The sequence below is a fragment of the Ramlibacter sp. genome (assembly GCF_050250995.1).
GTDB lineage: Bacteria > Pseudomonadota > Gammaproteobacteria > Burkholderiales > Burkholderiaceae_C > Ramlibacter.
In genome coordinates this window covers 42783-52662 of the sequence record NZ_JBFWNP010000038.1, presented here as the reverse complement: position 1 = coordinate 52662, position 9880 = coordinate 42783, and the positions used below count along the sequence as shown (strand labels likewise).

The following is a 9880-nucleotide window of genomic DNA, read 5'->3' as shown; positions in this document are numbered from 1 at the left end:
CGCAAGGCCGAGGGTGGCTACAAGCTGACCGGCAGCAAGATGTGGATCACCAATTCACCCATTGCCGACGTCTTCGTCGTGTGGGCGAAGGACGACGAGGGCGCGATCCGCGGCTTCGTGCTGGAGAGGGGCTGGAAGGGCCTGAGCGCGCCGAAGATCGAAGGCAAGGTCGGCCTGCGCGCCTCCGTCACCGGCGAGATCGTGATGGACGACGTGTTCTGCCCCGAGGAGAACGCCTTCCCCGAGGTGCGCGGCCTGAAGGGTCCGTTCACCTGCCTGAACTCCGCGCGCTACGGCATCGCCTGGGGCGCACTGGGCGCGGCCGAAGACTGCTGGCACCGCTCGCGCCAGTACACGCTGGACCGCAAGCAGTTCGGCAAGCCCTTGGCCGCCAATCAGCTGATCCAGAAGAAGCTGGCCGACATGCAGACCGAGATCACGCTGGGGCTGCAAGGCTGCCTGCGCCTGGGCCGCATGAAGGACGAGGGCACGGCATCGGTGGAGATCACCTCGATCATGAAGCGCAACTCGTGCGGCAAGGCGCTCGACATCGCGCGGGTGGCGCGCGACATGATGGGCGGCAACGGCATCAGCGACGAATTCGGCGTCGCGCGGCATCTGGTGAACCTGGAAGTCGTGAACACCTACGAAGGCACCCACGACATCCACGCGCTGATCCTGGGGCGGGCGCAGACGGGGATCGCGGCCTTCTGAAGCCGCGACGTCGGTAGCGCCTCGAGCACGGTCCTGCGCGTCGACACGCCGGTTGCCGCAGCGGCGCACAGCGAGTACGCTTCGCTCTCGCAGGGTGGACTGTCGCGCTCACAACGATTGCGCGGTGCCTCGCACTTGCCACTCCAGAGGAGCCGCCATGTCGCACCCGAAGACCCCCCTCGATCTCGATCTCGCCATCGTCGGTGCGGGCATCTGCGGCGTCATCGCCCTCCACTACGCCCGTCGGGCTGGCTTGCATGCCCGTGTGTTCGATGCGCAACCCACGGTTGGCGGCCTGTGGCGGCAGTTGCCGGCCTGGCAGGACATCCAGATCGCCGCCGCCGACTGGACCATCGGGGATATTCCCCTCGCGGGCACGTTCCAGCCGCACATCGTGGCGAACATCGAAGCATGGGTCGAGCGCTTCGACATGGCGAACGACATCGCGCTGTCCACCCCCGTGCGGGCAACACCGCGGCCCGGCGGGTGGACGGTCGCGACGCCCGAGGGCGATGTGGCCGCCGCGAACCTCCTTGCCGCAACCGGCGCGCACAACGTGGCGTTCATTCCGCCGGTGCGGCGCGTCGGCAGCGAAGTGGCGGAACTTCACTCGTCGGCACTCGAGGATCCCGGCGTGCTCGCGGGCAAGTCGGTGCTGGTCATCGGCGCGGGCGCCTCGGCGCTCGACCTGCTGGACCTGGCCGTGCAGCACGGTGCGCGCGAGATCGCCTGGGCGCATCGCGGCCTGCGCTGGTTCACGCCCACCCGCAAGCCGAAGGCAGTCGCCGGCAGCGTGCGAGACCTCTCGCGCCTGCAGGCCGCGGGCATGACGCATGCGCAGCAAAGCGCCGCGATCGAGGGCGATCTGCGCGGCCGCTACGCAAAGATGGGGCTGCAGTCGATCATGCCCGCTTACGCTTTCGATATCCTGCAGCAGCAGCTGGTACCCGGGAGGCACCGCATGATCGAGCACTTTGCATCGATCCGCCGCATCGCCGCGGGGCCGGAACTGATCGAGGGAAAAACGGTGACGCTGACCGACGGAACGCAGCTCCAGACGGACCTCGTGCTTTGGGGCACCGGGTACACCACCGACCTGTCGTGGCTCGACGTGCCTGCACTGGCCACGGTGCGGAACACGCACGACCTGCGGCGGCGCTGCGGTGGTGCATTCCGCAGCCTCGACGCGCCGCAGTTGTTCCTTCCGGCCGTCGGCCTCGACGGCGTCGGGTCGACATCGTTCGCGTATTCGCTGTCGTGCCGCTCGATCATGTCGCACATCCGCGGCACGGCGGACCTGGGGCTGGATCCGGTCCTGCACAACATCAATCACTTCGACCTGGTCACCTACCTTGCGCCGCGCGATCCCGCGAGCTTCCCGGCCGGGTGGGAAAAGCGGTATCGGGATCTGCAGCTTGAAACGCCGGACGATCAGCCGTATCCGATGCCGCCGTGAGGTGCGGGACGGGGCGGACGGGGATCGCCGCCTGCCGAGGCCGCAGCGTCAAAAGGTCTTGTACGGCAGGAACTTGCCCGAGAGCACGACCTTCACCCGGTCGCCTTTCTCGTTCGGCTCGCGCGCGATGTCCATCGAGAAATCGATTGCGCTCATGATCCCGTCGCCGAACTCCTCGTGGATCAGTTCCTTGATCGTCGCGCCATACACGTTCACGATCTCGTACCAGCGATAGATCAGCGGGTCCGTCGGAACGGAGGTCGGCAGCGAGCCCTTGTACGGCACGACCTGCAGCCACTTCTGCTCGTCCTCGCTCAGCGCGAAGATGTCGCCCAGCACGCGCGCCTGTTCGGCGCTCGCGGTCATCTGGCCGAGGCACAGCGCGGTGGTCCATTCCTTCGACTGGCCGACCTTCGCGGCCACGTCGGCCCACGACAGGCCCCGGGACACCTTGGTGGCGATGATCTTTTCGGTGACGTCGTTGCGGTTCATGCGTTGCTCCTGTGGACGAGGAAGTCCACGATGTGGTTGCGCAGGTCGTAGTAACCCGGCAGGTGGTGGAGCCCGGCGCGCTTGCGCGTGCGGGGCAGGGGATTGACGACCTCTTCGGCGATGCCGCCGGAGGAGGTGTCGGTCGCATTGCGCATCAGCAGGATGCGGTCGGCCAGGAGGATGGCCTCGTCCACGTCGTGCGTGATCATGAAGACGGTCTGGCGCGTCTCGCGCACGATCGCCATCAGCTCGTCCTGGATCGTGCCGCGCGTGAGCGCGTCGAGCGCGCCGAAAGGCTCGTCGAGCAGCAGCATCTTGGGCTGGATCGCGAACGCGCGGGCGATGCCCACGCGCTGCTTCATGCCGCCCGACAGCTGCGAGGGCTTCTTGTCGATGGCGGCGTGCAGTCCCACCATCGCGACGAATTGCTCCACCTGCGCGTCGACCTGCGCCCGTGACCACTGCGGCCAGCGCGACTCCACCGCGAAGGCGATGTTCTTGCGCACGGTGAGCCACGGCATGAGCGCATGGCTCTGGAACACGACCCCGCGCTCCAGGCCCGGACCCGCGATCTCCCGGCCGTCCATGAAGACGTGCCCCGACGTGGCCGTGTCGAGACCCGCAAGCACATTGAGGATGGTCGTCTTGCCGCAGCCCGAGTGGCCGATGATGCACACGAACTCGCCGCGCGCGATGGTGAAGTGGACGTTGTCGAAGACCGGCTTGCCGGGAACGAAGGACTTGCCCAGCGCCTCGACGCTCAGGAATTTCGCTTCGCTGGCCGGGGGACGATGCTCGGCGGGGGAAACGACGGCAGGGTCCACGCGCTCACTCCACATACGTCACCATCTTCTGCAGCCGCGCGAACATGAGGTCGAGCATCATCCCGACGACGCCGATCACGAGGATCGCGAAGATCACGTTCGTGAGCGACAGGTTGTTCCACTCGTTCCACACGAAGTAGCCGATGCCCGTGCCGCCCACCAGCATTTCGGCGGCGACGATCACGAGCCACGCGATGCCCATGCTGATGCGCATGCCGGTGAGGATGGTCGGCGCGGCCGCCGGGAGGATCACGCGCAGCGCCCGGCGCAGCGGCCGCACTTCGAGCGTGCTCGCGACCGCCAGCCATTCGCGCTTGACCGAGGACACGCCGAACGCGGTGTTGATCAGCATCGGCCACACCGAACAGATGAAGATGACGAACACGCCGGAGACCGACGAGTCCTTGATCGTGTAGAGCGCCAGCGGCATCCACGCGAGCGGCGAGATCGGCTTGAGCACCTGGATGAAAGGGTCGAACGCCTTGTGCAGCAGGGGGCTCATGCCGATGACGAAGCCGAGCGGCACGGCCACGGCGCAGGCGATGAGGAAGCCGAGCGCCACGCGGCCGAGCGAGTGCCCGAGCTGGATCGCGACGCCCTTGTCATTGGGGCCGTTGTCGTAGAAGGGGTCCGACAACTGCTTCGCCATCGCCGCGCCCATCTGCCCGAGCGTCGGAAAGCCCGTCGTCTTCTGCGACCCCGGGTCCTTGCCCATCATCTTCTGATACTCGATCTGCTCCGCCGTCATGCCCGCCGCTCCGCCTGCCGACTGCGCCGCCGCGCCGCCGGACGGCTGCGTGGCGGCGAACCAGATGCCGAGGAAGACGCCGAGCAGCAGCAGCGAGACCAGCGCCGCCTTGAAGTCGAGCGACTTCACGCCGCGCCCATCTTGCTGATCGCGAAGCCCTTGACGTACTCGTCGGGCTTCGCGGGATCGAACTCCTTGCCCATCACCTTGAACTTGCGGTACGCGCCCTCGGGCGGCTTGAAGCCCGCCTGGGACATGTACTTCTTCGCGTCGGTGAGCATGAACACCTTCTCGGCGATCTGCTTGTAGTTGACGTCGCCCTTCACGTAGCCCCAGCGCTTCATCTGCGTGAGCATCCATACGGCCATGCTCTGCCACGGCACGGGGTCGAAGTTGGCGCGGTCCGGCACGTTCTTGATACTGCCCAGGCCGTCGGCGAACTTGCCGGTGAGCACCTGCGCGATCACGGTCTCGGGCTGGTTCAGGTACTGCGCCGGTGCGATTACCTTGGCGATGAGTTCGCGGTCCCGGGGCTGGCTGGCCATGAAGGATGCGGTCAGCACGGCGCGATAGAGTGCCGCGAAGCTGTTGGGGTTCTGGCGGATGAACTCGTCGCTCACGCCGAACGCGCAGCACGGGTGGCCGTCCCAGATCTCCTTCGAGAGGATGTGGATGAAGCCGACTTCGTCGTAGACGGCGCGCTGGTTGAAGGGATCGGGGCCGAGGAAGCCGTCGATGTTGCCGGCGCGCAGGTTCGCCACCATCTCGGGCGGCGGCGTCACCCGGATCTGCACGTCGGTGTCGGGGTTCACGCCATGCTCCGCCAGGTAGTAGCGCAGCAGGAAGTTGTGCATGGAGTATTCGAACGGCACCGCGAACTTGAAGCCCTTCCACGTCTTCGGGTCGCGCTTGTCCTTGTGCTTCACGTGCAGCGTGATCGCCTGGCCGTTGGTGTTCTGGATGCTCGCGACATTCATCGCGATCGGGTTGGAGCCCAGGCCCATGCTCATGGCCAGCGGCATCGGCGACAGGAAGTGCGAAGCGTCGTGCTCCTTGTTGATCATCTTGTCGCGAATGAGCGCCCAGCCCGCTGTCTTGTTCAGCTGCACGTTGAGCCCCTCCTTCTTGTAGAAGCCCAGGGGGTCGGCCATGATCAGCGGCGACGCGCAGGTGATGGCGATGAACCCGATCTTGAGATCTTTCTTCTCCGGCGTGCCGCGGGCCTGCGCCATCGCCTGCAGGGCGGAGATGGGCAGCACCGAGGCGATGGCGGCGCGCGCGGTGTTCGCGCCCACGGCCTTCAGGAAGCCGCGGCGCACCGCGTCGACGGGGAACAATGCCTTGACGAGCGATGCCTCGACGAAGTTGGCCGAGAGCTCTTCTTCCGACGCCGCCGTGGCGTGCTGGTCGGGCGCGTGGTCGCGTCCGCAGGCGCAACGCAGCATCAGGGGGCGGTCGGCATCGTAGGCATCGTTGGGCGGGGGCATGTGCAACCTCGTGGAGTGGATGCAGACCCTTTGCAAGCACAGTGCCCGCTTGCGGGGAGGCGCGGGGGTGCCGTCGCGCACCGATTCAGCCCGTGCGCGCCCCGAAGTGAAGTGCGCCGCCCCGCAGCGGGGCAGGCGCAGGTCCGGGGGCCGGGCTCACAGGCCGTACCGCTCGCCCCATCGCCGCGGCATCATCCGATCCACCAGCAAGGCAACGAGCATCGACGCTCCCAGCAAGGGGAACACCAGCCCGAGCACGGCGGCAATCGCGATGGCGCCGGCCGCCGCGCGATCGCCCTCGCGACGCGGCGGCGCCGCGAGGCGGCCCCGGGGTCGCCGCTTCCACCACATCACGGCCGCCGACACGGCCAGCGCAATGATGGAGAGGCAGGCCGCCAGCATCGCGAGCTGGTTGATCCAGCCGAACTGCACGCCGGTGTGGATATTGATGCCCCATTCGACGACGCGGCCCGCCGCACCGTAGTCGCGATAGCCCACGTCGGACAGCACGGCCCCCGTGTACCGGTCGAGGTGCACGACACGCTGCCCACGCACGTCGTCGGGGAACAGCATCGCCGAGTAAGTCCCGCGAGGACCTTTGGGCAACGCGATGGGGGTGCCGCCGGGCAGGCCGAGGCGCTCGAAAATCTGCACTGCGGAGTTGACGCTGAGGGAGGGCGCTTCCGGTGGCGCCGGATCGGCGGAAGCGCCTGCCGGCGCGTGTCCTCCGTGCGCCGAAGGCGGCACGGCCGATCGCGGCACCGGCGCGTGCGACACCACCCACGGCACGCGCGTGCCGCCGGTCGCGGGCGGCACCGATGAATCCGGCCCCGGCCCGAACAGGTGCTTCGGCAAGCCGACTCCCAGCTCCCCGGTGATGCGGCCGAATTGCTGGCCCCAGTACGCCGACCACGGCATGCCGGTCGTCGCCAGGAACAGGATCGCGGCCGACGCCAGTGCGCCCGTCACCGCGTGCACGTCCCGCCACCAGGTGCGCTGCGCGGGTCGCCCCCGCACGGTGACGACGCCATCGCGTCGGCCGCGCGGCCACCAGAGGAAGAGGCCCGAGACGACGAGCACGATGGCCCAACCCGCCACGATCTCAACGCCGTAGTTTGCCCATTCGCCCACGATCGCGAGCGAATGGAGACCCTTGACCACTTCCGCCAGGCGCAGCGCGTCCGGCAACTCGCCGAGCGGCTGCCCCGTGGCGGGGTCGAGGTAGACGCCGACGATGCCTTCGCTCGTGAGGATGCCGACTTCCGCACTCCGTCCGGGCTCGGGCGGCGCGATGTAGCGAACGGGCTGGCCGGCTCGCGCCTGGAGCGCTCGGCCGATCAAGGTCTCGGCATCCAGCGCGGGTGACGCGGCCGTGCTCGCCGTGCGCAGGTGGGCGTAGACCCGCGCCTCGATCTCGTCCTTGAACAGGTAGACCGCGCCCGTGGCCGCCATGAGGGCGAGGAACGGCAGGCAGACCAGGCCCGCATAGAAGTGCCATCGCCAGACCCGGCGGTACAGCGACGAGTCCGCGATGGGCGGGTCCTGGGCGGATGAAGAAGTCATGTCAGAACTTCAGCCGCGCGCCCACGTGCAGCGAGCGCGGCGCCCCCGGATTCAGGATCGCTGCATTCGCGGCGGCGACGTCGCGCACGCTGAAGTACGAGACGTACTTCCGGTCGCCCGCGTTGCGCAGCTCGCCATACACCTCCCAGTGCTTGCGCGTGTAGCCGGCTCGCAGTCCCCACAGCGTGTAGCTGTCGACCGCGTACGTGTTGACGAAGTCGACGTCGCGCCGGCCGACGAGGTCGAACGTGGGGCCGAAAAAGAAGCCGCCCGCGTGGCGGTACAGCAGTTCGCCCTTGATCGCGTAGCGCGGCGCCGCCGGGAGCCGGCGATTTCCGTAGGTGGCGTCGCCGTCGAACTTGAAGCGGTTCAGGGTGATGTTCACGCGCGGCTCCAGCCGATGCGCGCCCGCGGCATCGAGCGCCATGCTGCCGCCGAGCAGCGCTTCGACGCCCGCGTGGATCGTCCGGCCGACGTTGGTCGACAGGCTGGTGCCCGGGGACGACGGGTCGTCGCGCGACAGGATCTCGCCGTGCAATCGTCCGTAGTACACGGCCACGTCCCAGTGCATGCGGTGACGCTCGAAGCTGTGCGAGCCGCGCGTGCCCGCTTCCACCACCACGCCCCGCATCGCATCGAGCGTGGCGTTGTTGCCGCGAACGTCGTCGTCGAGTTCGTACAGCGTCGGCGCTTCGTACAGGCGACTCAGGTTCGCGAACACCTGCCGGGTCGGCGACAGCTCGTGGATCACGCCCACGCGCGGATTGATGCTGTCGAAGTCGGCCTTCGGGTTGCGCAGCGCGCCGGTCCTTGCGTCGGTGTTGCGCACTTCGCGGCTGCCCGTCACGGCCTGCGCGCCGTACACCGCCGTCCACCGGGGGGCGAATTTCCAGCGGTCGACGAGGAACAGCTCGAGGTTGTCGGCGCCGTTGTCCACGCCCGTGCTCAGGGTCTGCGCGCCGCCCGGCACGTAGCCGAAGTTCCCGCCCCTCACGCGCGTGCGCCCGTAGTTCAGTCCGGCCAGGACGTCGTGCTCGCCCACGCGGCGCTCGTAGCGCAGCGTCGCGCCCAGATTGCGCTGCACGGTGTCGATCAGGAGCGAGAAGAAGGGCGGCGAATACACGATCGGGTGGTAGAGACGCTGCTCCTCGAACGAGAGGCCCGCGACCAGGCTGGAATGGGCGTCGATGTCCCAGACGGTGCGGTTGGCGATGCGCGACGTGCGCACGTTCAGGCGGTAGTTGCCCGCCACGGCCGCCGCTTCCGCCGAACGCGGGTCGGCCTCGAACTGCGCGCGGGTCAGCGCGCCGGGCAGCTGCTGCTCGTTGTCGATGCCGCTCAGGTAGAAGCGCGTGCTCAACGACTCGCCGAGCTGGATGCCGGCGTTCGCATAGATGCCTTGCCTTTCCTGCTTCTGGTGCGCGCGAAAGCCGTCGCTGCGCTTGACTTCGCCCGAGACCAGCGCATCGAAATTGCCCGAGACGCCGCCGACGCTGAAGCGCGCCTGCCGCTGGCCGTGGCTGCCGGCCTGGACGAGCGCTTCCCACGGCTCGCCATCCCTGGCCGTGGGCGAGATGAAGTCGATCGCGCCGCCGAGGGTGCTCGCGCCGTAGGTGAGCGCGTTGGCGCCGCGGGCCACGATGGCGCGCCGCATCGACAGCGGATCGACGTCGCGGTTGTGATTGTTGCCGTCGGCCGCGGTCACGGGCAGGCCATCGACGAGCAGCTTCACGCCGTTGCCGTCGTAATTGGTGGCGTCGAGGTTCGAGCCGCGGATCGACAGGAAGCTGGAGTCGCCCGTCAATCCGCTGGCCGCCCACACGCCGGGCGTGAAGCGCAACATGTCGGTCAGGCTGGTCACGCTGCGAAGGCGCATTTCCTCGCCTTCGACGACCGTGACGCCGCCGGGCGTCCGGCTGCGTTCGGCCTCGATCTGCTTGCGCGACTGGTCGCCGTCGCGTTCGCCCGAGACGGTGACGGCCGGCAAGGCGGTCGGCTGTGTGTTCTGGGCCTGTGCGGTCGTCCAGGGAAGGGCGACGAGCGCTGTCGCCACCATGCATGATTTCTGAAACACGGAAAACTCCTGACAAAACGGGCTGGATCGTCCCTTCGTCGTCACGCAAGTGCGACGCGAAAGGCCATGCGTGCCCCTGGCGGGGCACGTCGAGAGGGGATCAGCCGCGCGCGGGAGGCGCGTGTGCAGGAGGCGTGGGCGACTGGGAGCGAGCCGGCGGCGCTCGCCTGGGGGCCACCGCCGCCGGTTCGAGCCCGGCGGCGCGCAGGGCAACCGTGGGTGCGAGTTCCGCCGGTGCAGGCGAGCCTGCGGAGAGCGCGCAGAGCAGCGTGCAATTCGCGAGCTGCTCGGCGTTCGGCGCGCCTTCGTCGAGCGCCGCGCGAAGTTCCGCGGGCAGCACGTCCCAGGCCGCAGCGGCGGAGGCGGCGTCGCCGCACCAGGGCATGCTGCCGGACGTGTGTCCGCCCATGACCGTTGCGTGCGCCACGGGCATCCATGCCTGCGCGAGCCATGCAAGCATGACGAAGAAAACGCGCAGACGCTGGCGCAGGGCGGAAGGCTTCACGGCGAGCGGATTGTAGA

9 protein-coding genes are annotated in these 9880 nt (G+C 68.3%); 2 read left to right on the top strand and 7 right to left on the bottom strand.

Annotated elements, in window-relative coordinates; genetic code table 11:
- Positions 1 to 714, top strand: a 714-nt coding sequence (locus AB7E83_RS20540) for an acyl-CoA dehydrogenase family protein (RefSeq protein WP_428572667.1), incomplete at its 5' end; no start/stop codon positions are given.
- Positions 715 to 871: 157 nt separating this feature from the next.
- Positions 872 to 2170, top strand: a complete 1299-nt coding sequence (locus tag AB7E83_RS20535) for an FAD-dependent oxidoreductase (protein WP_428572666.1) — start codon at positions 872 to 874, stop codon at positions 2168 to 2170.
- A gap of 48 nt (positions 2171 to 2218) precedes the next feature.
- On the opposite strand, the gene cynS is transcribed toward AB7E83_RS20535, so the two are convergent.
- The 7 genes from cynS to AB7E83_RS20500 form a co-directional block, all read right to left on the bottom strand.
- Positions 2219 to 2662 carry a cyanase gene (cynS, locus tag AB7E83_RS20530; protein WP_428572665.1) on the bottom strand — a complete coding sequence of 148 codons (444 nt, stop codon included), beginning with the start codon at positions 2660 to 2662 and terminating at the stop codon, positions 2219 to 2221.
- Complete coding sequence (locus AB7E83_RS20525) at positions 2659 to 3501, bottom strand: ABC transporter ATP-binding protein (RefSeq protein ID WP_428572664.1); 843 nt, start codon at positions 3499 to 3501, stop codon at positions 2659 to 2661. Before AB7E83_RS20525 ends, cynS begins: the two co-directional genes overlap by 4 nt.
- Positions 3491 to 4363, bottom strand: coding sequence for a nitrate ABC transporter permease (ntrB, locus tag AB7E83_RS20520; RefSeq protein WP_428572663.1), 873 nt, complete (start codon positions 4361 to 4363; stop codon positions 3491 to 3493). Before ntrB ends, AB7E83_RS20525 begins: the two co-directional genes overlap by 11 nt.
- Complete coding sequence (locus AB7E83_RS20515; RefSeq protein WP_428572661.1) at positions 4360 to 5721, bottom strand: CmpA/NrtA family ABC transporter substrate-binding protein; 1362 nt, start codon at positions 5719 to 5721, stop codon at positions 4360 to 4362. The genes ntrB and AB7E83_RS20515 overlap by 4 nt, the downstream gene beginning before the upstream one ends.
- A 156-nt stretch (positions 5722 to 5877) precedes the next feature.
- Complete coding sequence (locus tag AB7E83_RS20510; protein ID WP_428572660.1) at positions 5878 to 7284, bottom strand: PepSY-associated TM helix domain-containing protein; 1407 nt, start codon at positions 7282 to 7284, stop codon at positions 5878 to 5880.
- Position 7285: 1 nt separating this feature from the next.
- Entirely contained in the window at positions 7286 to 9358 is a 2073-nt protein-coding gene (locus tag AB7E83_RS20505) for a TonB-dependent receptor family protein (RefSeq protein WP_428572659.1), read from the bottom strand.
- A 100-nt stretch (positions 9359 to 9458) separates the two neighbouring features.
- Positions 9459 to 9863, bottom strand: coding sequence for a hypothetical protein (locus AB7E83_RS20500; protein ID WP_428572658.1), 405 nt, complete (start codon positions 9861 to 9863; stop codon positions 9459 to 9461).
- Positions 9864 to 9880 lie beyond the last annotated feature (17 nt).